This is a genomic window from Actinokineospora guangxiensis, assembly GCF_042657845.1.
GTDB classification, from domain to species: domain Bacteria; phylum Actinomycetota; class Actinomycetes; order Mycobacteriales; family Pseudonocardiaceae; genus Actinokineospora; species Actinokineospora guangxiensis.
On record NZ_JBHSKF010000001.1, the window covers coordinates 697,446 to 720,375 of the forward strand.

The window sequence follows — 22,930 nt, forward strand, 5'->3', positions numbered from 1 at the left end:
CACATGGCGAAGAAGGCGCTGGTTCACAAGGCCGCCAAGAAGCCGAAGTTCAAGGTCCGGGCGTACACCCGCTGCAACCGGTGCGGCCGTCCGCACTCGGTCTTCCGCAAGTTCGGCCTGTGCCGGATCTGCCTGCGGGAGATGGCGCACCGGGGCGAGCTGCCCGGCGTGAGCAAGTCCAGCTGGTAAGGGCTGAGTCCCCCCAGACCTTCATGATCGCCGCAGGCCCGTGCGGGAACCACGGCGAGAAAGGTTGACAGGTCACCATGACGATGACCGACCCGATCGCAGACTTCTTGACCCGTCTGCGCAATGCCAACTCGGCATACCACGACGAGGTCGTGCTGCCGCACTCCAAGCTCAAGGCGAGCATCGCCGAGATCCTCAAGCGCGAGGGTTACATCACCGGCTACCGCGACCAGGACGGCGAGAAGGGCAAGGACCTCGTCGTCGAGCTGAAGTACGGCCCGAACCGCGAGCGCAGCATCGCGGGCCTGCGCCGGGTGTCCAAGCCCGGTCTGCGGGTGTACGCGAAGTCGACCAGTCTTCCCAAGGTCCTCGGCGGCTTGGGCGTGGCGATCATCTCCACGTCCGGCGGCCTCATGACCGACCGGCAGGCGACCAAGTCGGGAGTGGGCGGGGAAGTCCTCGCCTACGTCTGGTAAGGGGACTGACACATGTCTCGCATCGGAAGGCTTCCGATCACCGTCCCGTCCGGCGTGGACGTGACCATCAACGGCAACGACGTCAGCGTCAAGGGCCCCAAGGGCACCCTGGCCATCACCGTCTCCGAGCCGATCACGGTCGAGCGCGGTGAGGACGGGGCGCTCAGCGTCACCCGTCCCAACGACGAGCGGCAGAGCCGCGCCCTGCACGGCCTCACCCGCTCGCTGGTGAACAACATGGTCGTCGGCGTGACCGAGGGCTACGAGAAGAAGCTCGAGATCCACGGCGTCGGCTACCGCGTGCTGGCCAAGGGCTCGGACCTGGAGTTCGCTCTGGGCTTCAGCCACCCGGTCAAGATCTCGCCGCCGGAGGGCATCACCTTCAAGGTCGAGAGCGCCACGAAGTTCTCCGTCTCGGGTATCGACAAGCAGCAGGTCGGCGAGGTCGCCGCCAACATCCGCAAGCTGCGCAAGCCCGACCCGTACAAGGGCAAGGGCGTGCGGTACGCGGGCGAGAAGATCCGCCGCAAGGTCGGAAAGACGGGTAAGTGATCATGGCCGCTACCACTGTTACCAAGAGCAAGCCGGTGGGCAAGGACGCCTCGACCCTGCGTCGCACGTCCAAGACCCGCAGGCACTTCCGCCTCCGCAAGAAGGTCAGCGGCACGGCGGAGCGCCCCCGTCTGGCGGTGCACCGGTCCTCGCGCCACGTCTTCGCCCAGATCATCGACGACCTGACGGGCCGCACGCTGGCCTCGGCGTCGTCGATGGAGGCCGATGTGCGCGGTGTCGACGGCGACAAGAAGGCCCGCTCGGCCAAGGTCGGCGAGCTGCTGGCGGCCCGGGCCAAGGACGCCGGGATCGCCAAGGTCGTCTTCGACCGCGGCGGCAACAAGTACACCGGCCGTATCGCCGCGCTGGCCGAGTCGGCCCGCGGGGCGGGGCTGGAGTTCTGATCATGATTTGCACTGACAAGGGAAGGAACGCCTGATGCCGGGACGTACGCGGCAGTTCGGCGGCGGTCACGGCGGCGGACAGGGCGGTCAGGGCGGCGAGCGCGGCGACCGCCGCGACCGCCGGGACCGTCGTGACGGCGGCGGTCGCGGCGGGGCGGCCCAGGAGAAGACCCCGCACCTGGAGCGCGTGGTGGCCATCAACCGCGTCGCCAAGGTCGTGAAGGGCGGTCGTCGCTTCAGCTTCACCGCCCTGGTCGTGGTCGGCGACGGCGACGGCATGGTCGGCGTCGGCTACGGCAAGGCCAAGGAAGTTCCCGCGGCCATCGCCAAGGGCGTCGAGGAGGCGAAGAAGAACTTCTTCCGCGTCCCGCGCATCGGCGGCACCATCCCGCACCCCGTGCAGGGTGAGAAGGCCGCGGGCGTCGTGCTGCTGCGCCCGGCCAGCGCCGGTACCGGTGTCATCGCCGGTGGCCCGGTCCGTGCCGTGCTGGAGTGCGCCGGTGTCCACGACGTGCTGTCGAAGTCCCTGGGCTCCGACAACGCCATCAACATCGTGCACGCCACCGTTCAGGCGCTGAAGAACCTGCAGCGTCCCGAGGAAGTCGCGGCCCGCCGCGGTCTCCCGCTGGAGGACGTCGCTCCCGCTGGCATGCTCCGCGCTCGCGCGGCGGCTGCCGCCGCTGGATCGGGGAACTGACATGGCCAAGCTCAAGGTGACCCAGGTGCGTTCGGGCATCGGCACCAAGCGCAACCACCGTGAGTCCCTCCGCACCCTGGGTCTGCGCAAGATCCGCCAGTCCACGGTGCGCGAGGACTCGCCCGAGGTGCGCGGCCTCATCCACACGGTCCGCCACCTCGTCACTGTCGAGGAGGTCGACTGATGGCGATCAAGCTGCACCACCTGCGCCCGGCCCCCGGCGCCAAGACCGAGAAGACCCGCGTGGGTCGCGGTGAGGGCTCCAAGGGCAAGACCGCGGGCCGCGGTACCAAGGGCACCAAGGCGCGCAAGAACGTCCCCGCGGCGTTCGAGGGCGGCCAGATGCCGATCCACATGCGGCTGCCGAAGCTCAAGGGCTTCAAGAACCGCTTCCGGGTCGAGTACCAGGTCGTCAACGTCGGCGACCTCGCCGAGAAGTTCCCCGAGGGCGGCACGGTCGACGTGGCCGCGCTGGTCGAGTCCGGCCTGGTCCGCAAGAACCAGCTGGTCAAGGTCCTCGGCAACGGCGACGTCAACGGCGTGAAGCTGGACGTCACCGCGGACAAGTTCTCCGGCAGCGCCGTGGAGAAGCTGCAGGCCGCCGGTGGCTCCGCCACCGCGCTCGCCTGATCGAGCCGAACCACTGAGGCCGGGCACCCCACGGGTGCCCGGCCTCGCTGTTTGTGTGACGCGCGTCCCATCGGAGAGGTCCCGGCGGGTCGCCTCCCGCGGGGTCGCGCGGGGACCAGCCGGTTACCGGCCGCAGGCCCACCACCCGTGTGGCCAGGCGCAGTCCCTCAATGGCACTGCGTGCGGAGTGCGTCACTCATGCTGTTAAAGTCGGCCTTACGCCCCAGGGACTACCGTCTGTGGGGCGGCCCTGGCCTGTCGGCGATGTCGATGGGATAGGGTTCCCTGTTCCCTGCCGGCGGCCCGCGCCGGCTGCCCGCAGTATCGCCTGCAGCGGAATGCAGGCGACGCCGAGGAGGTCTTCGCGTGCTCAGCGCCTTCCGCTCGGCTCTTGCGACACCGGACTTGCGAAAGAAGATCCTCTTCACGCTGGGGATCATCGTTCTCTACCGTGTCGGAGCCGCCCTCCCGTCGCCCGGCGTTTCGTATGTGAACGTGCAGGAGTGCATCGAGCTCAGCGCGGACGCCAACCAGGGCGTCTTCCAGCTGCTGAACCTGTTCAGCGGCGGCGCGCTACTCCAGCTCTCGGTGTTCGCGCTCGGGATCATGCCCTACATCACCGCCAGCATCATCATCCAGCTGCTCACGGTGGTCATCCCGCGCTTCGAGCAGCTGAAGAAGGAAGGCCAGGCCGGTCAGGGCAAGCTGACGCAGTACACGCGCTACCTGACGATCGCGCTCGCCGTCCTGCAGTCCACGGGCATCGTGGCCATGGCCGACCGCGGCGGCCTGCTGGGCAACTGCCCGAACCCGATCATCCCGGACAGCGACATCTTCAAGCTGGCCATCATCGTCATCACGATGACCGCCGGTACCGCCGTCATCATGTGGCTGGGCGAGCTCGTCACCGAGCGCGGCATCGGCAACGGCATGTCGCTGCTCATCTTCGTCAACATCGCCGCGCGCATCCCGATCGAGGGCCGCAACATCCTCGACACCAACGGCCCGGTCGTCTTCGCCGTCGTCTGCGCGTTCGCCGTGCTGATCATCGCCTCGGTCGTCTTCGTCGAGCAGGGCCAGCGCCGCATCCCGGTGCAGTACGCCAAGCGCATGATCGGTCGCCGCATGTACGGCGGCACCTCGACCTACCTGCCGCTGAAGGTCAACCAGGCAGGCGTCATCCCGATCATCTTCGCCTCGTCGCTGCTGTACCTGCCCGACCTGATCGTGAACCTGGTCGGCACCGACGACTCGTGGATCCAGCGCTTCATCAACACGCACCTGACGGATCAGGGCAGCTGGGTGCACATCCTCGTGTACTTCGCGATGATCATCTTCTTCACCTACTTCTACATCACCATCACGTTCAACGTCACCGAGCGCGCTGACGAGATGAAGAAGTACGGCGGGTTCATCCCCGGCATCCGCCCGGGCCGCCCGACCGCCGAGTACCTGAACTTCGTGTTGAGCCGCATCACGTTGCCCGGCTCCATCTACCTTGGCATCGTTGCCGTACTGCCGAACTTCTTCCTGGACATCGCCGGTGGCGAGGGCCAGAACCAGAACTTCCCGTTCGGTGGTACCGCCGTGCTGATCATGGTGGGCGTCGGCCTCGACACCGTGAAGCAGATCGAGAGCCAGCTGATGCAGCGCAACTACGAAGGGTTCCTCAAGTGACGCGTGTTGTTCTCGTCGGCCCGCCCGGAGCGGGCAAGGGCACCCAGGCGACGGCGCTGAGCGAGCAGCTGGGCGTCCCGCACATCTCCACGGGTGACCTGTTCCGGGCGCACATCGCGAACAACACCGAGCTGGGCCAGGACGTCAAGCGCTACCTCGACGCCGGTCAGCTGGTCCCCGACGCCGTGACCAACGCGATGGTCACCGAGCGGCTGGCCCAGCCCGACGCCGAGGGCGGCTTCCTGCTGGACGGCTTCCCGCGCAACGTCGGCCAGGCCGAGGTGCTCGGGAAGCTGCTGGCCGACGCGGGCGACAAGCTCGACGCGGTCATCGAGTTCCGGGTCGAGGAGGACGTCGTGGTCGAGCGCCTGCTCGCCCGCGGGCGCGCCGACGACACCGAAGCCGTCATCCGGCACCGCCAGCAGGTCTACCGGGACGAGACCGCCCCGCTGCTCGACCACTACCGCGGCGTCCTGATCACCGTGGACGCCGTCGGCGACGTCGCCGAGATCACCGGCCGGGTGCTGGACGCCCTGCGCGCCCGGACGTGAGTGGTGGCGGGCTCCTCCGCGGCCTGGCGAAGTGGCGCGGCCGGATGATCGAGATCAAGTCCCCCGGTGAGCTGCAGGCGATGCGGGCGGCGGGCCTGGTGGTCCACCGCGCGCTCACCGCGGTCGCCGCCGCGGCCAAGGCCGGTGTCAGCACCCAGGAACTGGACGAGCTGGCCGAGCAGACCATCCGCGACGCGGGCGCGGTGCCCAGCTTCAAGGGCTACCACGGCTTCCCGGCCAGCATCTGCGCCTCGGTCAACGAGCAGATCGTGCACGGCATCCCGAACCGCGAGCAGGTCCTCGCCGACGGCGACATGATCTCCGTCGACTGCGGCGCCATCCTCGACAGCTGGCACGGCGACTCCGCGGTCACCCTCTTCATCGGCGAGGCCGCCGAGGCCGACGAGCAGCTCTCCGAGGCCACCCGCGTCGCCATGCTGGCGGGCATCGAGGCCCTGGTCGTCGGCGCCCGCCTCACCGACATCTCGCACGCCATCGAGCAGTCGGCGATCGCCTCCGGCGAGGCCCACGGCCGGGTGTACGGCATCGTCCGCGAGTACGGCGGCCACGGCATCGGCAGCTCCATGCACATGGACCCGTTCCTGCCCAACCACGGCAAGCCCGGCAAGGGCCCCCGCCTGCGTCCCGGCATGGCCATCGCCATCGAGCCGATGCTGACCCTGGGCACCGAGGAGACCGTCGAGCTGGAGGACGGCTGGACCGTCGTCACCGCCGACGGCTCCCGCTCCGCGCACTGGGAGCACTCCGTCGCGGTCACCGACGACGGCCCCTGGGTCCTCACCGCCCCCGAGGACTGAGCCCGGGAGTGCGGTCACGGGCGGGCTCGCTGGACCTGCTCCTGGAGCTGGACATGGCGGCCTGCCCGCCCAGGGCGCGGCGGGCGACGCTGGCCGCGCACCTGCGCGCGGCGGTCGAGTCCGGCAGGCTGCGGCCCGCGGCCACGCTGCCGTCCTCCCGCGTCCTCGCCCAGGAGCTGGGCGTCTCCCGCGGCACCGTCGTCGACGCCTACGGCGACCTGGTGGCCGAGGGCTACCTGAGCGCCCGTCCGGGTGGGAGCACCACCGTCACCGAGCGCCGGGAGCACCCGGCCGCACCGGAGGACGCGGTGCGCCCGCCCGCCATCGATCTGCGGGCGGGCGCGGCCGACCTGGCGTCCTTCCCGTTCGCGCAGTGGTCGGCCGCCTCCCGCGCCGCCCTGGCCGCCACCCCGGGCAGCGGCCTCGACTACCCGCCCGCCGCGGGCGCGGCGTCGCTGCGCGGGGTGCTGGCCGACTACCTCGCCCGCACCCGCGGCGTGCTCGCCTCGGCGGAGCGGGTGGTGGTGTGCTGCGGCGCCTCGCACGCGCTGGCCGTCGTGGTCGACGCGCTCGTCGCGGCCGGGCGGCGCAGGATCGCGATGGAGGACCCGTGCCTGCCCCGGCACCGCGAGATCGCCGCCGCCCGCGGCGCCGAGATCGTCGCGGTCCCGGTCGACGCCGACGGCGTGCGGGTGGACGCGGTCGCCGCGGCCGACCCGGACGCGCTGCTGGTCACCCCGGCCCACCAGTACCCGATGGGGGTGGCGCTGCACCCCGAGCGCCGGGCCGCCCTGGCCGCCTGGGCGCGCGAGCACGACCGGCTGGTGGTCGAGGACGACTACGACGCGGAGTTCCGCCACGACCCCGGCGCGCCCGGCGCGCTGCACGCGCTCGCCCCCGACAACGTCGCCTACCTGGGGACGCTGAGCAAGACGCTGGCCCCCGGGCTGCGGCTGGCCTGGCTGGTCCTGCCGGAGCCGCTGGTGCGCCCGGTCGTCGAGGCCAAGCGCCGCTCCGGCGCGGAGAACTCCGTGCCGGACCAGCTCGCCTTCGCCGAGCTGGTCCGCTCGCTGCGCTACGACCGCCACCTGCGCCGGATGCGCGCGGTCTTCCGCCGCCGCCTCGACCGCTTCACCGCCGCGCTGGCCGCCGGGGTGCCGCACCTGCCGGTCACCCCGATCAGCGCGGGGCTGCACTTCGTCGTCGGCTTCCCCGGCGCCGGGCCCACGGAGGAAGCGGTGCTCAGGGCGGCGGCGCGGCGGGGTCTCAAGCTGCACGCCCTCGGCCCGTGCTGGCACGGCGAGGCGAGGTCCGAGGGTGTCGTCGTGGGGTTCGGCAGGCCGCCGGAGCCCGCCGTCGACGGGGCGATCGGCGCGCTGGTCGAGGTCCTGCTGGCCGCGGACCGGTCCAGGTAGAAAGCACCGAACTGGACCGGGACTTCGCTCCTCGGCCCGCACTACCGTCGTCGGCGGGGCAGGTGCGCGCCCGCGGGTGGCTCGCCCGCCCCACTGGGGGTGCGCGAGTGGCCGCCGTGAGCACAGGCGGCGGCTACTCGTACCCGGCGACCGCGTGGGGCACGTAGGGCGCGGCCAGGCGGGCCAGCTCGTCCTCGGTCAGGGCGAGTTCGACCGCCGCGGCGGCGTCGGCGAGGTGGTGGGGCTTGGTCGCGCCGACGATCGGCGAGGTGATCCCCGGCTGCCGCAGCACCCAGGCCAGCGCGACCCGCGCGCGCGGCACGCCCCGCTCCTCGGCGATGTCGGCCACGACACCCGCCACGGCCCGGTCGGCCTGGTCGGTCGCGGCGTACAGGGCGTCCTGGATCGGGTCGCCGCCGGTGCGGGTGGTGGTCTCGTCCCAGTCGCGGGCGAGCTTGCCGCGGGCCAGGGGGCTCCACGGGGTGACGCCGACGCCCGCCGCGCGGCAGTAGGGCAGCATCTCGCGCTCCTCCTCCCGGTTGATCAGGTTGTAGTGGTTCTGCATGCTGACGAACCGGGTCCAGCCGTGGAGGTCGGCGGTGTGCTGCGCGGTCACGAACTGCCAGGTGTGCATCGACGACGCCCCGAGGTAGCGGACCTTGCCGGAGCGCACGACGTCGTGCAGGGCCTGCATGGTCTCGTCGATCGGGGTCTCGTGGTCCCAGCGGTGGATGATGTAGAGATCGATGTAGTCGGTGCCGAGCCTGCGCAGCGAGGCGTCCAGCTCGCGCAGGATCGCGCCGCGGGACAGGCCGCCGGAACGGGGCCCGTCCATGGGGAAGAAGACCTTCGTGGCCAGGACGACGTCCTCGCGGCGGGTCAGCCTGCGGATGGCCGAGCCGGTGATCTCCTCGCTGGAGCCCAGCGAGTACATGTTCGCCGTGTCGAAGAACGTGACGCCGAGGTCAAGCGCTTGCTTGAAGAACGGCAGCGCCTCGTCCTCGGGCAGCGACCACGGGTGGGTGCCCCGGTCGGGCTGCCCGTAGCTCATGCAGCCGAGCGCGATCCTGGACACCTGCAGCCCGGACGACCCCAGCCTCGCGTACTCCACGGTTTCCTCCCACCAGCGCGTCCGACGGATCGACCCTAGCGTCGCCGGTACCGAGCATGCTTCCGGAAACCGGCGAAACGGACATCCACTGGCGTCGATCTGCTGGTGGGGTCGTACCGCGCCAGGCCCGCGGGGCCCTGGCGGACGCCGCCGGGTCCGCCTTGCGGCGGATGTCGGGCGTGCGGTAAGGGACCCGATTTGGGGCGCCGTTCGTGGGCGCGTAGACTACTTCGGTGGCGCTGTGCAAGCGCCGTCTCTGTTGTGCGTGTCGCCCAGGGTAGCTGCTCGTTGCCACGGCGCACGGCACCACGGATTCACCCGACACCGTCACGAAACGCGGAGGACATGGGCAAGAAGGACGGGGCCATCGAGGTCGAAGGCCGCGTGGTCGAGCCACTCCCCAACGCGATGTTCCGCGTCGAGTTGGAGAACGGCCACAAGGTGCTGGCACACATCAGCGGCAAGATGCGGCAGCACTACATCCGCATTCTGCCCGAGGACCGGGTCGTCGTAGAGCTTTCGCCCTACGACCTGTCCCGCGGTCGCATCGTCTACCGCTACAAGTGACCCCCGGTCCGTCGCGGACCGGGTGACAACACTGCTTGCCCCCGCGACGCGGGGCTAGGCGACCGAGCAGGAGAACTGGGACGTGAAGGTCCAGCCGAGCGTCAAGAAGATCTGTGACAAGTGCAAGGTGATCCGCCGTCACGGGCGGGTCATGGTGATCTGCGAGAACCTGCGCCACAAGCAGCGCCAGGGCTGATCGCCGCCTTACAGGCACTAGAGGACCTCCCTCAACCTGCCGGGCCACACGGGCCCGGTTCACGCCCGGACTTCAGGCCGGGTCCTCGACCTTGAGTCGGTCGGGGGTGGTGGGGGAGAAGACCTGAAGACCACCGACAGGAGACAGAAGCCGCCATGGCACGACTCGTAGGCGTCGACCTCCCGCGCGAGAAGCGCATGGAGATCGCGCTCACCTACATCTTCGGGATCGGCAAGACCCGCTCCAAGGAGCTGCTCGCCGCCACCGAGATTTCCCCTGACCTGCGCGTCAAGGACCTCTCCGATGAGGAGCTGTCCCGGCTGCGCGACTACATCGAGAACCACTTCAAGGTCGAGGGCGACCTGCGCCGCGAGGTGCAGGCCGACATCCGCCGCAAGATCGAGATCGGCTGCTACGAGGGTCTGCGGTGGCGCCGCGGTCTGCCCGTCCGCGGTCAGCGGACCAAGACCAACGCCCGCACCCGCAAGGGCCCGAAGAAGACCGTCGCAGGCAAGAAGAAGGCCGGCAAGAAGTGAGCACCGGCCGCCAGACCGTGGTCGTCGCCCCGCAGAGGCGACGCAACCGGGCCTTCATGGCTCTTGCCGTCGCGCCCCGTGCGAGCCGTCCGGCCGCACTGCGCGAGCTGTACACGGACGCCGGGACTCGTATCCGGCACGCGGCCCCCACCGTCACCATCTCGAAGCGTTCTCAGTAGGAGACCCAGCCAGAAATGCCCCCCAAGTCGCGCACCGGCGCCGGAGTCAAGAAAGTCCGGCGCAAGGAAAAGAAGAACATCTCGCACGGGCACGCCCACATCAAGAGCACGTTCAACAACACGATCGTCTCCATCACCGACCCGACCGGCGCCGTCATCGCGTGGGCGTCGTCCGGGCACGTCGGCTTCAAGGGTTCGCGCAAGTCGACCCCGTTCGCCGCGCAGATGGCCGCCGAGAACGCCGCCCGCAAGGCGGCCGAGCACGGCATGAAGAAGGTCGACGTGTTCGTCAAGGGCCCCGGCTCCGGCCGGGAGACCGCGATCCGCTCGCTGCAGGCGGCGGGTCTTGAGGTCGGCACCATCCAGGACGTGACCCCGCAGCCTCACAACGGCTGCCGCCCGCCCAAGCGGCGCCGGGTCTGAGGAACGGGGAGGAGTAGAAAACCATGGCACGCTACACCGGCCCCGCGACGCGCATCTCGCGTCGCCTCAAGGTCGACCTCGTCGGCGGCGACCAGGCGTTCGAGCGTCGCCCCTACCCGCCCGGCCAGCACGGCCGCGGACGGGTCAAGGAGAGCGAGTACCTGCTCCAGCTGCAGGAGAAGCAGAAGGCGCGCTACACCTACGGCGTCCTGGAGCGGCAGTTCCGCCGCTACTACGTCGAGGCCGCCCGCCGCCAGGGCAAGACCGGTGAGGTCCTGCTCCAGCTGCTGGAGTCCCGCCTGGACAACGTGGTCTACCGCGCGGGCCTGGCCCGCACCCGCCGCCAGGCGCGGCAGCTGGTCAGCCACGGCCACTTCCTGGTCAACGGCAAGAAGGTCAACGTCCCCAGCTTCCAGGTGTCGAAGTTCGACATCATCGACGTGAAGCCGAAGTCGTTCCCGACGCTGCCGTTCGTCGTCGCCAAGGAGTCCGTCGGCGACCGCCCGATCCCGGGTTGGCTGCAGCTCGTCCCGTCGAACCTGCGCGTGCTGGTGCACCAGCTGCCCGAGCGCGCCCAGATCGATGTTCCCGTCCAGGAACAGCTGATCGTCGAGTTCTACTCGAAGTGACCTACCGGGGCGGCGGCCAATCCCGGCCGCCGCCCGACTTTCGCTGGGCGTCAAATAGCGGGCGCCTTCGGAAAGGAAACACCCAGAAGTGCTCATCTCACAGCGTCCCTCCCTGACCGAGGAGCCGGTCAACGAGACCCGCTCCCGCTTCATGATCGAGCCGTTGGAGCCCGGTTTCGGCTACACGCTCGGCAACTCGCTGCGGCGGACCCTGCTGTCCTCCATCCCCGGCGCCTCGGTGACCAGCATCCGCATCGACGGTGTGCTGCACGAGTTCACCACCGTCCCGGGGGTGAAGGAGGACGTCACCGACATCATCCTGAACCTCAAGGAGCTGGTGATCTCCTCCGAGGAGGACGAGCCGGTGACGATGTACCTGCGCAAGCAGGGCCCCGGTGAGGTCACCGCGGGTGACATCGTGCCGCCCGCGGGCGTCACGGTGCACAACCCGGACCTGCACATCGCCACGCTCAACGGCAAGGGCAAGCTGGAGATCGAGCTCGTCGTCGAGCGCGGTCGCGGCTACGTCCCGGCGATGCAGAACAAGCAGGCGGGCGCCGAGATCGGCCGCATCCCGGTCGACTCGATCTACTCGCCGGTGCTCAAGGTGACCTACAAGGTGGAGGCCACCCGCGTCGAGCAGCGCACGGACTTCGACAAGCTCGTGCTGGACGTGGAGACCAAGCCGTCGATCACCCCGCGCGACGCCGTCGCGTCGGCGGGCAAGACGCTGGTCGAGCTGTTCGGCCTGGCGCGCGAGCTGAACATCGATGCCGAGGGCATCGAGATCGGCCCGTCGCCGCAGGAGGCGGACACCATCGCCGCCTACGCGATGCCGATCGAGGACCTCGACCTCACCGTGCGCTCGTACAACTGCCTCAAGCGCGAGGGCATCCACACCGTGGGCGAACTGGTCTCGCGCAGCGAGGCCGACCTCCTGGACATCCGCAACTTCGGTGCGAAGTCCATCGACGAGGTCAAGATGAAGCTGGTCGGCCTTGGCCTCGCGCTCAAGGACAGCCCGCCCGGGTTCGACCCCACCGCAGCGGCCACCGATTACTCGGCGGACGCGGGCTGGGCGTCGCAGGCGGACACGGGCACCGACGACGGCCAGGACTACGCGGAGACCGAGCAGCTCTAGGTCCTTCGCGGGGCCTCGTGGATTTCAACAAGGAGCATCAATGCCCACCCCAACCAAGGGCGCCCGGCTCGGCGCCGGCCCGGCCCACGAGCGGCTGCTGCTGGCCAACCTGGCCACCTCGCTGTTCCAGAACGGCCGGATCACCACCACCGAGGCCAAGGCGCGCCGCCTGCGCCCGGTCGCGGAGCGGCTGATCACCAAGGCCAAGCGCGGCGACCTGCACAACCGCCGCGAGATCATGAAGGTCATCCGGGACAAGGACGTCGTCCAGCGCCTGATGACCGAGATCGGCCCGTTCTTCAGCGACCGCAACGGCGGCTACACCCGCATCATCAAGGTGATGCCCCGTCGCGGTGACAACGCGTCGATGGCCGTGATCGAGCTCATCCAGGAGAAGACGGTCACCGCGGAGGCCGAGGCCGCCCGCAAGACCAAGTTCGCCGCGGACGAGAAGAAGGCCGCGCCCAAGGCCGAGGACACCACCTCGGACGAGGCCGCCGAGGCCAAGGCCGACGACGCGGCCGACGCCAAGGACCAGGACGCCGACGCGCCCGAGTCCGCCACCAAGGACGCCGCCGAGGCGCCCGCGGAAGGCGCGGACGAGGGCAAGGACAAGTCCTGACCGAGCAGCACCCGAGCGAGCCCGCCACCCCCACCGGGGATGGCGGGCTCGCTCGCTTCCGCCTGGACATCGCCTATGACGGCGCCGACTTCTCCGGCTGGGCCCGCCAGCCGTCCCGCCGCACGGTGTGCGGGGTGCTGGAGGAGGCCCTGGAGCGCGCCCTGCGCCGCCCGGTCCGCCTGACCGTCGCGGGCCGCACGGACGCCGGGGTGCACGCCAGCGGCCAGGTCGCCCACGTCGACCTGCCCGCCGACACGGACCCCGGGTTCCTGGTCCACCGCCTCTCCCGCGCCCTCCCCGGCGATGTGCGGGTCACCGCCGCCCGGGTGGTCCCGCCCGAGTTCGACGCCCGCTTCGGCGCCCTGCGCAGGCACTACGCCTACCGCGTCACCGACGCCCCCTGGCGCGCCGACCCCCTGCGCCGCACCTTCGTCGTCCCGTGGCCGCGCCCGCTGTCCCTGGACGCCCTCTCCGCGGCGTCCGAACACCTCCTGGGCGAACACGACTTCGCGGCCTTCTGCAAGCGCCGAGAGGGCGCCACGACGATCCGCGAACTCCAACGCCTGTCGTGGACCCGCGAGGGCGACGAGCTGGCCGCCCACGTCGCAGCGGACGCCTTCTGCCACTCCATGGTCCGCAGCCTGATGGGCGCCCTGCTCGCCGTCGGCGAGGGCCGCAAGCCCATCACCTGGCCCGGCTCGCTGCTCACCTCACCGGTCCGCGTCTCCGACATCACCGTCGCCCCAGCCCTCGGCCTGACCCTGACCGCCGTGGACTACCCGGCCGACACCGACCTGGCCGCGAGAGCCGACCTCACCCGCAACATCCGCACCCGCTGAACAATCAGCCGCTGGCATGAAGGGGTCGGGGCACCCGCTCGAACAGGCACCCCGACCGAGGGCGTCCCTGGGGCTGGCTGACCGAGCTGCGGGGCAGCACCGGGGCGGCGCCCGGACGTTGGCTCCCGGCACACCCGGCCGTTCGCGCGGAGCACGATCCACGCGCTGTGCACCCGGCCCGTCCTGCCCACCTCCCGGGCCCGCCGGAGCGGCAACCCGAGCAGGAGCCCGTCGAGATCCCCGAGCCGGTGATCCCGCAGGCGGGTTCCTGCGGCAGGCCGGTCGTCTGCTGCGCGGCGCTCTGGGTGCCGAGCCTGCTGGCGACGGTCGCGCTCACGCTCGTCGCCGTCCGCCCGGACATCCTCGGGCTGGACTGACGCGGCGAACGGCCCGTCGGGTCCGGGGGACCTGACGGGCCGTTCTGTGCTGGTGGGCCTAGATGTCCGAAGAGGACTTACAGGTCCAGCGTCCAGCTGTTGATGTAGCCGGTGTCAGCGGCGTACACGTCGCGGACCGAGAGGCGCCAGGTGCCGTTGGCGGCCTCGGAGCTGAGGTTCACCGAGTACGTGGCGTTGACGTTGTCCGCGCTGTCGGAGCCGCTGGAGTTCTTCAGGCGGTAGGAGGAGCCGTCCGGGGCGAGCAGGTCGATGACCAGGTCGCCGCGGTAGGTGTGGACGATGTTCACCGCGACCGAGGAGGTGGCCGAGGCGTTGCCGGTGCAGCCGGAGATGGTGATCGAGCTGGTCACGGCGGAGCCCGCGTCCGGGATGGACACGTCGGTGCCGTTGGTCACGGCCTGGCAGCCGGTCGGGGGCTCGGGGTCGGTGCCGCCGGTGCCGGTGAACAGCAGGCGGTTCGCCGAGCCGGTGCCGGGGTTGGTGATCTTGTTCGGGGTGGCGGCGTTGACGATGGCCGTGTGGACCTGCGCCGGGGTGGCCGACGGGTTGGCGGCCAGGTAGAGCGCCGCGGCGCCGGCGACGTGCGGGGACGCCATCGAGGTGCCGCTGATGGTGTTGGTGGCGGAGTTGCCGGTGTGCCACGGCGCGGTGATGCTCACGCCGGGGGCGAACAGGTCGGTGCAGGTGCCGAAGTTGGAGAAGCTGGCGCGCGCGTCGTTGCGGTCGCTGGCGTTCACCGACAGGGCCTCGGCCACGCGGGCGGGCGAGTAGTTGCAGGCGTTCGCGTTGGAGTTGCCGGAGGCGACGGCGTAGCTGACGCCCGCGGCGATCGAGCGGCGGACCGCGTCGTCCAGCGCGGTGGAGGCGCCGCCGCCGAGGCTCATGTTGGCGACGGCGGGCTTGACGTGGTTGGAGGTCACCCAGTCGACGCCGGCGATGACGCCCGCGTTGGTGCCCGAGCCCTGGCAGTTCAGGACGCGGACGCCGTAGAGCTTGACGCCCTTGGCCACGCCGTACGCGCCGCCGCCGACGGTGCCCGCCACGTGGGTGCCGTGGCCGTTGCAGTCGGTGGCGTCGTTGTCGTTGTCGACGGTGTCGCGGCCGGAGACCGCGCGACCGCCGAAGTCGGTGTGGGAGTTCAGGATGCCGGTGTCGATGATGTAGGCGTTGACGTTGGCAGCCCGCGTCGAGAACGAGTACTTGCTGTTCAGCGGCAGGTCGCGCTGGTCGATGCGGTCCAGGCCCCACGACGGCGGGTTGTTCTGGTCCTCGGCGATGCGCACGACCTGGTCGGCCTCGACGTAGGCCACCGACGGGTCGGCCGCCAGCCGCTTGGCCTGCTTCTCGCTCATCGTGGCGGAGAAGCCCTTGATGGTGGCGTTGAAGCGGTGCTTGACCTGGCCGCCGTGGCGCGCGGCCAGGCTGTCGGCGGTCGCGGCCTGAGCGGAGACGCCGTCCTTCATGACGACGATGTAGCTGCCCTCGATTGCGGTCGCCTTGCCGGCGCCCAGGATCTGGCCCTCGGCGGCCCCGGCCGGCGAGGCGAGGCTGACACCGGCGGCGACCGTGGCGGCCGCGGCGATGCCCACCCCGGCGAGTCGACGCAGCGACTCAGCGCGAGACTTACCCATCTGTCGATCTCCTATGTGCAGGGAGCATGCGTCACCAGACCCTCGTGATCAGGGCCGCATGCTTCGGGAGATGTGGTGCAGGGGGTGTCCGCGCGGACGTCCATCACAGTGGTTTATCGCCGAATGCCGCCGCAAGGGCAGCCTTCACCGAGATTTGAACAGATGCCCACGCCCTGGTAACGGGTTGTGCTCAATGGCGTATCAAGTACGGCCGAACGGCCTAGTCGCCTCGGCGTACCGGGCCCAGGATCTGCTGCTCCTTCTGCGTGGTGACCAGCCGCATCGGCTTCCACAGGTTGCGTCCCAGCGCGACGACCTGGTCGTCGGGCAGGTTGCTGAGCTGCTGGAGCATGTGCGGCGGGAGGTTCCACACGCGACCGGCCAGTTGGGCCTGTCCCACCGGGAGGCGCTGGAGCAGCACGAGGTCCGCTGTGGACGCCGTCGCTCCGGCCTGCGGGTGCATGTAGGGCAGCACGTAGACGGTCGTCTGCCACGGCGAGCGCGGCGGGAACAGCTCCTGCGGGGTGGGGCCGCCGTCGTGCACGACCAGCAGCGGGCTGTCCTCGGAGGGGCGGGGCAGTTCGACGGGGCTGAGCCTGCGGATCTGCACCAGCGGCGCGGGCCTGCCGTCCGGGCCCGTCCCGGCGGCCTTCTGCAGCACCTGCCAGGCGGCGGGCCGCCCGGTGGCCACGACCACCCACGCGCCGACGGCCATCGCGCGCAGCGCGACCTGCCTGGCCAGGTACAGCCCGCCGACCAGCACGATGCGGGTCGGCGCGGGCCGCAGCGCCGAGATGATCATCGGCTCGCCCTGCACGCCCGAGCCCAGCACCATGCCGCCGCGGTCGCCCGACGGGCTGATCGCCGAGAGCATCTCCGCCGACACCGTGAACTCCGGGGCGACGCCCGCGCCGCTCTTGGTGTCCATCAGCCTGCTGGAGCCGCGCCGCTTGGCGGGCTCGCTCACGACCTCGGTCATACCTGCCCTCCCAGCGGCAGCGACGCGGCCAGCCCGGCCGCCTGGAGCCCGCGCAGCGGGGTCAGCGTGATGCCGATGCGGTCGGCGATGGCGCTCAGCCGCTCGTCGGCCAGGCCGAGTTCGTCGGGGTTGCGGGCGCTGACGCGCACCAGGCCGCGCAGGCCGACCTGCCCGTCGTCGGCGCCCGGCGAGATCGACATGGTGACGGTGGCCGACAGCGCGCGCACGCTGGTCAGCGCGGTGAGGCTCTGTGCGGGCTTGCCCTGCGGCCAGCCGGTGATGGCGTAGCTGGCGTGGCCGATGCCCGCCGCGGTGACGCCGGTCCAGCGCTCGCGCAGCGACACCCGGTTCTGCCCGCCCGCCGCGCCGGTCAGCTCGGCGGCGGAGATGCCCGCCTTGAGCAGCTCGTCGGGGTCCAGCGGCCGGGTCGGCACGCCGCGCGACTCCAGCGCGTTGCGCACGCGGGACAGGGCGCCGATGAGGGCGCGGTGGGCGCCGACGACGCCGCCGCCGCGCTCGCGCACCGCCGCCGGGCACCGGCGCGGGTCGAGCCGGATCGCCACCCACGTGCTGCGCCGGGCCGCCGCCGACAGCCCACCGAGCACCTCGAGGTAGGAGGCCAGGGCGGGCGAGTTGGGCGGCAGCGCCGCGCTGCCCGGGTAGCAGTGCCAGATGACCTGGATGGCGTCGAGGACCACGCCGCGGTCCTCAAGGCAGGGGGCCAGCGCGCCCAGCGGCAGGTTCGGCGTGGCGCCGACCTGGCTGACCAGCGCGGGCGTCGGGTCGACCAGCAGCACCGCGGTCCAGGTGCCCTCGTGCCAGGCCAGGCCGACGGGCTTGCGCTCGTGGTCGACGCCGTGGGCGACGACGAGGTCGGGGACGGCCAGGCGCAGCAGCGCCACCCTCGGGTCGTCCGGTCCGGTGACCTCGGCCTCGCTGCCCGGGGCCATCTGCTCCATGGTGACCACGGCGGGCGGCTTGGTCGTGCGGGTGTGGGAGCGGGTGAGGTAGCGGGCCGTCACGGTCACCCACTGGGTGAACCAGCGCCCGCGCCAGCGCAGGAACGCCACGACGAGCGCGACGACGGCCACGCCGATCGCGACGTAGAGCAGGTCCTGGTCGATCGCGAGCAGGATGAGCCCGATCGCGACGCCGACCTCGAGGACGACGAGGTTGGCCACCGGGAGGGGGCCGAGGCTCGCGCCGCGGGCGCGCCTGCGCGCGGCGACCTTGGGCGGCGGCGGACCCTTGGGGGCGGCGCCCGCCGGGCCGCCCGGACCTCCCGGCCTGCCGGGACCACCCGGGCCGCCGGGACCTTTCGGGCCGCCGGGACCACTCGGACCGCCGGGACCGCCGGGACCACTCGGACCGCCGGGACCGCCCGGACCACTCGGACCGCCCGGACCACTCGGACCACTCGGACCGCCCGGACCACCGGGCCCGCTCGGACCGCCAAGCCCGCCGGGCCCATTCGGCCCGCCGGGGCCACCCGGCCTGCCGGGCACCCTGGGACCACCAGGTCTGCCCGGACCCCCGGGGCCGCCGGGACCGGGACGCGGCGGTTGTCCCGGAGGTGGGGTCCTGCCCTGGCGCGGCGGGTTGCTCACGGACATCCGATCGATCATTCCCCTAGTCTCGGTACCCGGTTCGGCGGAACCGGCATACGGCTCAGAGCCGTACGACTATCCTGCGGAACCGTACCGCGACGGGGAGAGCTGCGAGCCGAGAATGCCATCAACACCGACGACCAAGTCCCAGGTTCAGGCATACCGCTTCGTGCTGCGCAGGATGCAGTCGGCGCTGGTCCGCAAGGACGCGGTGATGTTGCACGACCCGATGCGGACGCACACGAGGGCCACCATCGTCGGCATCTGCCTCGGCGCCGTCGGCATGATCGGCTTCCTCATCTGGGGCCTGCTGAGCCCCGCGCCGAAGCCGCCGGACAAGGACGGCATCGTCATCGGCCAGCCGTCGGGCGCGGTCTACGTCCTGCTGAACAGCAGCCCCAAGGGCAAGGTGCTGATCCCGACCTTCAACCTCGCCTCCGCGCGCCTGCTGCTGCTGGCCCGCAGCAACCCCGAGGCCCAGGGCGTCGGCAGCCAGACCGAAGGCGAGGGCGACATGTTCGGCGGCGCCCCCGCCGCGCCGGACAGCCCCACCGCGCCCAAGTTCATCCCGGACGCCAAGCTGGAGGGCATCGCCCGCGACCGGCTGACCGGCATCCAGGACGCGCCGCAGCTGCTGCCGGAGAAGCCCGAGCAGCGCGTCTCCAACAACTGGACCGTCTGCGACCAGTACCAGCTCGACCCGAGCCTGGTGGACGAGGCCAGCGAGGACGAGATCAGGACGACGGTCATCGGCGGGGTGGCCGACCTCGGCGCCGAGCTGGAGACCAACGCCGCGCTGCTGGTGAAGGCCCCCACCGGCAAGCACTACCTGGTCTACCGCACCCCGGAGAACGCGAACGTCCGCAACACCAACACGGTGCGCGCCGAGGTCGACATCACCAAGCAGGCCGTGGTCGACGCCCTCAACCTCGACCTGGCCGACGTCCGCCAGATCACCGTCGGCCTGCTCAACGCGATCCCGGAGGCGGCGGCGCTGAGCTCGCCCGCCATCCCCGGCCGCGGCGGGGCCAGCTCGGTGGACATCCAGGGCATGAGCGTCGGCGAGGTGTTCGAGGTCGAACGCGCGGGCCAGTTCGTCTACTACGTGGTGCTCAAGGACGGCGTCCAGCAGATCAAGAAGACCACCGCCGACCTGATCCGCTTCGCAGGCGGCGGCCAGGCCGAGATCGGCAAGGTCAGCCCGGACGAGCTGCCCGGCCAGATCGTGCGCGACGTCATCGACGAGAAGGACTTCCCGTCGGTCGTGCCCGAGGTGCTGACCCCGTCGAGCACGCCGACGGTGTGCCTGGGCTGGGCGCTGGTCGGCGAGGCCCCCAACGCCGTCGGCCAGACCAAGGTCTTCGTCGGCAAGTCGCTGCCGGTGCCCAACAACGCCTCCGGCCAGCCCGCGGTGGTCGACATCTCCACCGCCAACGCCGACGGCGACCGCATCGACCACTTCTACATGCCGCCCGGCAAGGCCGCGATCGTGCGCGGGTCCAACTCGCCCGCCGACTTCGCCGTCGGGCCGATCTACGTCATCTCCGACCGCGGCGTGAAGTACGGCATCCCGGACCTGCAGACGGCCAAGGCGCTGAACCTGCCCGAGCAGAGCCCGGCGCCGGACGCGATCGTGCGGCTGCTGCCCAGCGGCGCGTCGCTGAACGCCCGCGACGTGCTGCAGACCTACGACACCGTCCCGGTCGAGGACGGCCAGTTCACCGAGCAGCCGCAGGCCGAGGGCGAGGGCGGCGGCTGAGCGGCCGGGAAGCGCCCTGATCGAAGATCGGGTTAGGGGAACCGCGCGCGGCCGCCTACCGTCGGATGTGGTGCACGGCACGCCCGAAGGAGGTCCCCGCCCGATGGCAGGCATCAAGGTCGATCCCGACTGGATCGTCGACTACGCGAAGACGGTCACCGAGGCGGCCGGGCGGCTCTCCGACGGCGCCACCGTGCTCGACACCGCCCCGCTCGGCCCGGAGGCCTTCGGCGAGCTGGGCCGCACGGTGCGCACGGCGGATGCCTACCAGCGCGCCTCCACGGCGCTGCGCGCGCAGCTCACCCGCGGCGTCGAGGCGCTGACCTCGGCGGGGGAGACCCTGCACGACATCGCCGACAAGCACCGCGCCTCCGACGACGACGGCGTGCTCGCGCTGCGCCGCAGCGGGGGTGAGTGAGGTGGTCATCGCCCGCCCCGCGGTCGGCGGACCCGACGGCTCCGACGTCGAGGCCGGGATCGGCCCGTTCCTGGACTTCCTGTCCCGGCTGTGCGCCGAGCTGGGCGTGCCCGACCCGGTCGAGGAGCACTTCGCCCCCGTGGTCGGCCGCTGGAGCGAGCTGCACGCCGAGGCCGAGCGCTACCGCGCCGTCAGCGTCGTCGCCGAGCAGGTCTCCACCGACCTGACCACCCCGCTGGGCGGTCTGGACGCGGCGTGGCAGGGCGCCGACGCCGACTCCTTCATCGAGTACATGAACTCCGTCGGCCTGGCGGGCAACGACATGGCCGACGCCATGGCCGCGATGGCCGACGTCCTGGACGAGACCGCCGACGGCCTGCGCGAGATCGTGGTGACCCTCGCCGACATGCTGGTCGACACCGCCGAGACGGCGGGCTCCAGCCGCGGCGTCGGCGACGACCGGCTCCGCTTCTACCTCGACCAGGTCCGCAAGCCCAGCGGCGAGCTGTTCGACTCGGTGCGCCAAGTCCTTGAGGCCCTGGTCCGGCTGTGCGAGGGCATCGACGGGTCGGCGGCGTTCCAGACCGCGGCCATGTCCCACCCCTTCCCCGAGGTCGACTGGGCCGTGTCCGTCCCGGAGACCGGCAAGCCGGTGGAGAAGGACGGGCCGTCGGTTCCGGCGGGCGCCGGGGCGGGTGTCGGCGGCGGCGGCGGTGGCGCGGGCATCGGCGGTGGCGGCGCGGGGATCGGCGGCGGCGCGGGCGCGGGCACCGGAGCCCCGGCCACCCCGCTCAACCCGGGCGGCTACGTCATGGCAGGCGAGGCGGGCAGCTCCAAGCAGCCCGCGGGCGCGCCTGCCGCGGCCGCGGCGGGCGGTGGGGCCGCCGCGGGCGGGCGCGGCATGGGCATGGGCATGATGCCGCCCATGGGCGGCATGATGGGCGGTCAGAACGGCGACAACGAGCACAAGCCGCGCGCCCGCGTCCAGGGCAAGCCCGAGGAGATCTTCGGCGCACCCGCCAAGGCGTCCCCCTCGGTCATCGGCGACGACTGAGCAGTCGGGGCAGCCGGGGCAGCAGGGGCAGTCGGGGAAGCCGGGCCCGCGCCTACGCCTGGCCCCGCGGGTCCGACCGCAGCTCGGGCCGGTTGCGCCGCACGGTGTGCACCACGAACAGCGTGACCAGCAGCAGCAGGACGCCGCCGCCCGCGCCGATGAGGGCGACCCTCATCGGGGTCAGGTCCTCGGGCACCGCGGGCGGCATGGCCATGCGCACGTCCTCGGAGACTGCGGGCTCGACGCCCTGCTCGGCCGGGATCATCGCCGTCAGCGCGCTGACCGGGTTCACCATGCCGTAGCCGACGAGGTTGTCGCGGCCGCCGTGCGCGGCCGGGTGCGCGGCGGTCAGCTTGATGCGGTCCATGACCTGGCGCGCGGTCAGCTCCGGGTAGCGCTCCTTGACCAGCGCGGCCAGCCCGGCGACGTACGGGGCGGCGAAGCTGGTGCCCTCGATGGGGGCGCGGTCGCCGTTGGCGGTGGCGCGCTGGTTGGCCAGGCCGTCGCCTGCCGGGTTCAGCGAGGTGATCTCGGTGCCGGGTGCGGACACCCCGACCCACGGGCCCTGCACGGTGAACGCCGCCGGGTCGCCGTTGCGGTCCATCGCGCCGACGGACAGCACGTACTCGTCGAACCACGGCGGGGTGACGATGTTGGTCGGGTTGTTGGGGTCGAAGCCGTTGGCCGACTCCTTGCACCTGTCCTCGTTGACGTTGCCCGCCGAGGTCACCAGCACCACGCCCTTGTCGTGGGCGAAGCGCAGGGCGCGCTGCAGGACCTTCTCGTCCTCGGTGATGGGCCCGGACGGCCTGCACCGGTTCACCGACATGTTGACCACGTCGGCGTCCTGCTCGACCGCGCGGACGATCGCCGAGGCCAGGGTGGCCAGCGTTCCCGCGGGCTCCTTGCCGCCGTCGGTGGTCTCGCGCTCGAAGAACGTGCTGGACTGGCGGATGCTGAGGATGCGCGCGTCCGGGGCGATGCCGCGGAAGCCGACGTCGGAGGGCGGCTTCGCGGCGATGATCCCGGCGACCACGGTGCCGTGGCCGTCGCAGTCGCTGAGACCGTCGCCGCCCTTCTGGATGTAGTCGCCCGCCCCGCTGACCCGCCCCTTGAGCCACTGGTGGCTGGTGACGCCGGTGTCGATGACCGCGACCGTCACGTTCTTGCCGGTGGCGAACTTGCGCAGCTCGTCGAACTGGAGCCGGTCCTGGCCCCACGGCGCGCCCTTGATGTCGACGTCGCGCGGCAGGTCGGTCACGCACGCGGTCTTCTGGGTGTGCGTGGCGTCCGGGATCGCGCTGGAGGGCACCGGCTTCGACATGTCCACCGGCGGCGGATCGGCGAACGAGGTCTCCTGGGCGAGCGCGCCCGCCGGGACCGCGCAGGCCAGGACCGCGGCCAGGGCCGCGGCCGCGCAGCGTCTCGCCAC

General features: G+C 71.5%; 28 protein-coding genes. 23 read left to right on the top strand and 5 right to left on the bottom strand.

Annotated elements, in window-relative coordinates; all coding sequences use genetic code 11:
• The first annotated feature begins 3 nt into the window (after nt 1-3).
• From ACFPM7_RS03335 to pdxR, 11 genes are all read left to right on the top strand, one after another.
• Complete coding sequence (locus ACFPM7_RS03335) at nt 4-189, top strand: type Z 30S ribosomal protein S14 (protein WP_189209506.1); 186 nt, start codon at nt 4-6, stop codon at nt 187-189.
• A gap of 77 nt (nt 190-266) precedes the next feature.
• Nucleotides 267-665 (top strand): 30S ribosomal protein S8, encoded by a 399-nt coding sequence (gene rpsH / locus ACFPM7_RS03340; protein ID WP_378243586.1) that lies wholly within the window; start codon nt 267-269, stop codon nt 663-665.
• Nucleotides 666-677: 12 nt separating this feature from the next.
• Nucleotides 678-1,217, top strand: coding sequence for a 50S ribosomal protein L6 (rplF, locus tag ACFPM7_RS03345; protein ID WP_378243588.1), 540 nt, complete (start codon nt 678-680; stop codon nt 1,215-1,217).
• A 2-nt stretch (nt 1,218-1,219) separates the two neighbouring features.
• On the top strand, nt 1,220-1,621 hold the full coding sequence (gene rplR / locus ACFPM7_RS03350) for a 50S ribosomal protein L18 (protein ID WP_378243845.1): 402 nt from the start codon (nt 1,220-1,222) through the stop codon (nt 1,619-1,621).
• Between the two features lie 34 nt (nt 1,622-1,655).
• The gene (gene rpsE / locus ACFPM7_RS03355; protein ID WP_378243590.1) at nt 1,656-2,318 is read left to right on the top strand and encodes a 30S ribosomal protein S5; all 663 of its coding nucleotides are present in this window, start codon (nt 1,656-1,658) and stop codon (nt 2,316-2,318) included.
• Nucleotide 2,319: 1 nt separating this feature from the next.
• Nucleotides 2,320-2,502, top strand: coding sequence for a 50S ribosomal protein L30 (rpmD, locus tag ACFPM7_RS03360; protein ID WP_378243592.1), 183 nt, complete (start codon nt 2,320-2,322; stop codon nt 2,500-2,502).
• Nucleotides 2,502-2,948, top strand: a complete 447-nt coding sequence (gene rplO / locus ACFPM7_RS03365) for a 50S ribosomal protein L15 (protein WP_378243594.1) — start codon at nt 2,502-2,504, stop codon at nt 2,946-2,948. The genes rpmD and rplO overlap by 1 nt, the downstream gene beginning before the upstream one ends.
• Before the next feature lie 366 nt (nt 2,949-3,314).
• Nucleotides 3,315-4,625 carry a preprotein translocase subunit SecY gene (gene secY, locus ACFPM7_RS03370; protein WP_378243596.1) on the top strand — a complete coding sequence of 437 codons (1,311 nt, stop codon included), beginning with the start codon at nt 3,315-3,317 and terminating at the stop codon, nt 4,623-4,625.
• The gene (locus ACFPM7_RS03375) at nt 4,622-5,176 is read left to right on the top strand and encodes an adenylate kinase (RefSeq protein WP_378243598.1); all 555 of its coding nucleotides are present in this window, start codon (nt 4,622-4,624) and stop codon (nt 5,174-5,176) included. Before secY ends, ACFPM7_RS03375 begins: the two co-directional genes overlap by 4 nt.
• A gap of 44 nt (nt 5,177-5,220) precedes the next feature.
• Nucleotides 5,221-5,994: a type I methionyl aminopeptidase gene (gene map / locus ACFPM7_RS03380; protein WP_378243599.1), complete on the top strand. Its 774-nt coding sequence runs from the start codon at nt 5,221-5,223 to the stop codon at nt 5,992-5,994.
• Between the two features lie 8 nt (nt 5,995-6,002).
• A complete protein-coding gene (pdxR, locus tag ACFPM7_RS03385; protein WP_378243601.1) occupies nt 6,003-7,409 on the top strand; it encodes a MocR-like pyridoxine biosynthesis transcription factor PdxR in 1,407 nt (468 codons plus the stop codon).
• Nucleotides 7,410-7,542: 133 nt separating this feature from the next.
• Here the strand turns inward: pdxR and ACFPM7_RS03390 are convergent, their stop codons facing one another.
• Entirely contained in the window at nt 7,543-8,520 is a 978-nt protein-coding gene (locus tag ACFPM7_RS03390; RefSeq protein ID WP_378243603.1) for an aldo/keto reductase, read from the bottom strand.
• A 345-nt stretch (nt 8,521-8,865) separates the two neighbouring features.
• Between ACFPM7_RS03390 and infA the strand changes: the two genes are divergently transcribed.
• The 9 genes from infA (at nt 8,866) to ACFPM7_RS03435 (ending at nt 14,029) form a co-directional block, all read left to right on the top strand.
• Nucleotides 8,866-9,087, top strand: a complete 222-nt coding sequence (gene infA / locus ACFPM7_RS03395; RefSeq protein WP_005166804.1) for a translation initiation factor IF-1 — start codon at nt 8,866-8,868, stop codon at nt 9,085-9,087.
• 82 nt (nt 9,088-9,169) lie between these two features.
• Complete coding sequence (gene rpmJ, locus ACFPM7_RS03400) at nt 9,170-9,283, top strand: 50S ribosomal protein L36 (RefSeq protein ID WP_010148647.1); 114 nt, start codon at nt 9,170-9,172, stop codon at nt 9,281-9,283.
• Between the two features lie 155 nt (nt 9,284-9,438).
• A complete protein-coding gene (gene rpsM / locus ACFPM7_RS03405) occupies nt 9,439-9,819 on the top strand; it encodes a 30S ribosomal protein S13 (protein ID WP_378243606.1) in 381 nt (126 codons plus the stop codon).
• Between the two features lie 194 nt (nt 9,820-10,013).
• Complete coding sequence (gene rpsK, locus ACFPM7_RS03410; protein ID WP_026424141.1) at nt 10,014-10,421, top strand: 30S ribosomal protein S11; 408 nt, start codon at nt 10,014-10,016, stop codon at nt 10,419-10,421.
• A 23-nt stretch (nt 10,422-10,444) separates the two neighbouring features.
• Nucleotides 10,445-11,050: a 30S ribosomal protein S4 gene (gene rpsD, locus ACFPM7_RS03415; RefSeq protein ID WP_378243609.1), complete on the top strand. Its 606-nt coding sequence runs from the start codon at nt 10,445-10,447 to the stop codon at nt 11,048-11,050.
• 88 nt (nt 11,051-11,138) lie between these two features.
• Nucleotides 11,139-12,191, top strand: coding sequence for a DNA-directed RNA polymerase subunit alpha (locus tag ACFPM7_RS03420; protein ID WP_378243611.1), 1,053 nt, complete (start codon nt 11,139-11,141; stop codon nt 12,189-12,191).
• A gap of 40 nt (nt 12,192-12,231) precedes the next feature.
• Nucleotides 12,232-12,813: a 50S ribosomal protein L17 gene (rplQ, locus tag ACFPM7_RS03425; protein ID WP_378243613.1), complete on the top strand. Its 582-nt coding sequence runs from the start codon at nt 12,232-12,234 to the stop codon at nt 12,811-12,813.
• 62 nt (nt 12,814-12,875) lie between these two features.
• Nucleotides 12,876-13,652 carry a tRNA pseudouridine(38-40) synthase TruA gene (gene truA, locus ACFPM7_RS03430; RefSeq protein ID WP_378243847.1) on the top strand — a complete coding sequence of 259 codons (777 nt, stop codon included), beginning with the start codon at nt 12,876-12,878 and terminating at the stop codon, nt 13,650-13,652.
• A 167-nt stretch (nt 13,653-13,819) separates the two neighbouring features.
• Nucleotides 13,820-14,029, top strand: a complete 210-nt coding sequence (locus tag ACFPM7_RS03435; protein ID WP_378243615.1) for a hypothetical protein — start codon at nt 13,820-13,822, stop codon at nt 14,027-14,029.
• Nucleotides 14,030-14,106: 77 nt separating this feature from the next.
• On the opposite strand, the gene ACFPM7_RS03440 is transcribed toward ACFPM7_RS03435, so the two are convergent.
• The 3 genes from ACFPM7_RS03440 to eccE form a co-directional block, all read right to left on the bottom strand.
• Nucleotides 14,107-15,681, bottom strand: coding sequence for a S8 family peptidase (locus ACFPM7_RS03440; RefSeq protein ID WP_378243617.1), 1,575 nt, complete (start codon nt 15,679-15,681; stop codon nt 14,107-14,109).
• Between the two features lie 220 nt (nt 15,682-15,901).
• The gene (locus ACFPM7_RS03445) at nt 15,902-16,609 is read right to left on the bottom strand and encodes a hypothetical protein (RefSeq protein WP_378243849.1); all 708 of its coding nucleotides are present in this window, start codon (nt 16,607-16,609) and stop codon (nt 15,902-15,904) included.
• A gap of 47 nt (nt 16,610-16,656) precedes the next feature.
• Nucleotides 16,657-17,841 carry a type VII secretion protein EccE gene (gene eccE / locus ACFPM7_RS03450; protein ID WP_378243619.1) on the bottom strand — a complete coding sequence of 395 codons (1,185 nt, stop codon included), beginning with the start codon at nt 17,839-17,841 and terminating at the stop codon, nt 16,657-16,659.
• Nucleotides 17,842-18,388: 547 nt separating this feature from the next.
• On the opposite strand from eccE, the gene eccB reads away from it, so the two are divergent.
• The 3 genes from eccB to ACFPM7_RS03465 all read left to right on the top strand — a co-directional run bounded on the left by eccB (nt 18,389) and on the right by ACFPM7_RS03465 (nt 21,498).
• Complete coding sequence (gene eccB, locus ACFPM7_RS03455; protein WP_378243621.1) at nt 18,389-20,026, top strand: type VII secretion protein EccB; 1,638 nt, start codon at nt 18,389-18,391, stop codon at nt 20,024-20,026.
• 103 nt (nt 20,027-20,129) lie between these two features.
• Nucleotides 20,130-20,444, top strand: coding sequence for a hypothetical protein (locus tag ACFPM7_RS03460; protein WP_378243623.1), 315 nt, complete (start codon nt 20,130-20,132; stop codon nt 20,442-20,444).
• A gap of 1 nt (nt 20,445) precedes the next feature.
• Nucleotides 20,446-21,498, top strand: coding sequence for a hypothetical protein (locus ACFPM7_RS03465; RefSeq protein WP_378243625.1), 1,053 nt, complete (start codon nt 20,446-20,448; stop codon nt 21,496-21,498).
• A 52-nt stretch (nt 21,499-21,550) separates the two neighbouring features.
• Here the strand turns inward: ACFPM7_RS03465 and mycP are convergent, their stop codons facing one another.
• Complete coding sequence (gene mycP / locus ACFPM7_RS03470; protein WP_378243627.1) at nt 21,551-22,930, bottom strand: type VII secretion-associated serine protease mycosin; 1,380 nt, start codon at nt 22,928-22,930, stop codon at nt 21,551-21,553.

Coding starts and splice junctions, on each gene's coding strand:
- ACFPM7_RS03335 (WP_189209506.1), top strand. CDS start 4: ATGGCGAAGAAGGCGCTGGTTCACAAGGCCGCCAAGAAGCCGAAGTTC.
- rpsH (WP_378243586.1), top strand. CDS start 267: ATGACGATGACCGACCCGATCGCAGACTTCTTGACCCGTCTGCGCAAT.
- rplF (WP_378243588.1), top strand. CDS start 678: ATGTCTCGCATCGGAAGGCTTCCGATCACCGTCCCGTCCGGCGTGGAC.
- rplR (WP_378243845.1), top strand. CDS start 1,220: ATGGCCGCTACCACTGTTACCAAGAGCAAGCCGGTGGGCAAGGACGCC.
- rpsE (WP_378243590.1), top strand. CDS start 1,656: ATGCCGGGACGTACGCGGCAGTTCGGCGGCGGTCACGGCGGCGGACAG.
- rpmD (WP_378243592.1), top strand. CDS start 2,320: ATGGCCAAGCTCAAGGTGACCCAGGTGCGTTCGGGCATCGGCACCAAG.
- rplO (WP_378243594.1), top strand. CDS start 2,502: ATGGCGATCAAGCTGCACCACCTGCGCCCGGCCCCCGGCGCCAAGACC.
- map (WP_378243599.1), top strand. CDS start 5,221: ATGATCGAGATCAAGTCCCCCGGTGAGCTGCAGGCGATGCGGGCGGCG.
- infA (WP_005166804.1), top strand. CDS start 8,866: ATGGGCAAGAAGGACGGGGCCATCGAGGTCGAAGGCCGCGTGGTCGAG.
- rpsM (WP_378243606.1), top strand. CDS start 9,439: ATGGCACGACTCGTAGGCGTCGACCTCCCGCGCGAGAAGCGCATGGAG.
- rpsK (WP_026424141.1), top strand. CDS start 10,014: ATGCCCCCCAAGTCGCGCACCGGCGCCGGAGTCAAGAAAGTCCGGCGC.
- rpsD (WP_378243609.1), top strand. CDS start 10,445: ATGGCACGCTACACCGGCCCCGCGACGCGCATCTCGCGTCGCCTCAAG.
- rplQ (WP_378243613.1), top strand. CDS start 12,232: ATGCCCACCCCAACCAAGGGCGCCCGGCTCGGCGCCGGCCCGGCCCAC.
- ACFPM7_RS03440 (WP_378243617.1), bottom strand. CDS start 15,681: ATGGGTAAGTCTCGCGCTGAGTCGCTGCGTCGACTCGCCGGGGTGGGC.
- ACFPM7_RS03445 (WP_378243849.1), bottom strand. CDS start 16,609: ATGGACACCAAGAGCGGCGCGGGCGTCGCCCCGGAGTTCACGGTGTCG.
- eccB (WP_378243621.1), top strand. CDS start 18,389: ATGCCATCAACACCGACGACCAAGTCCCAGGTTCAGGCATACCGCTTC.
- ACFPM7_RS03460 (WP_378243623.1), top strand. CDS start 20,130: ATGGCAGGCATCAAGGTCGATCCCGACTGGATCGTCGACTACGCGAAG.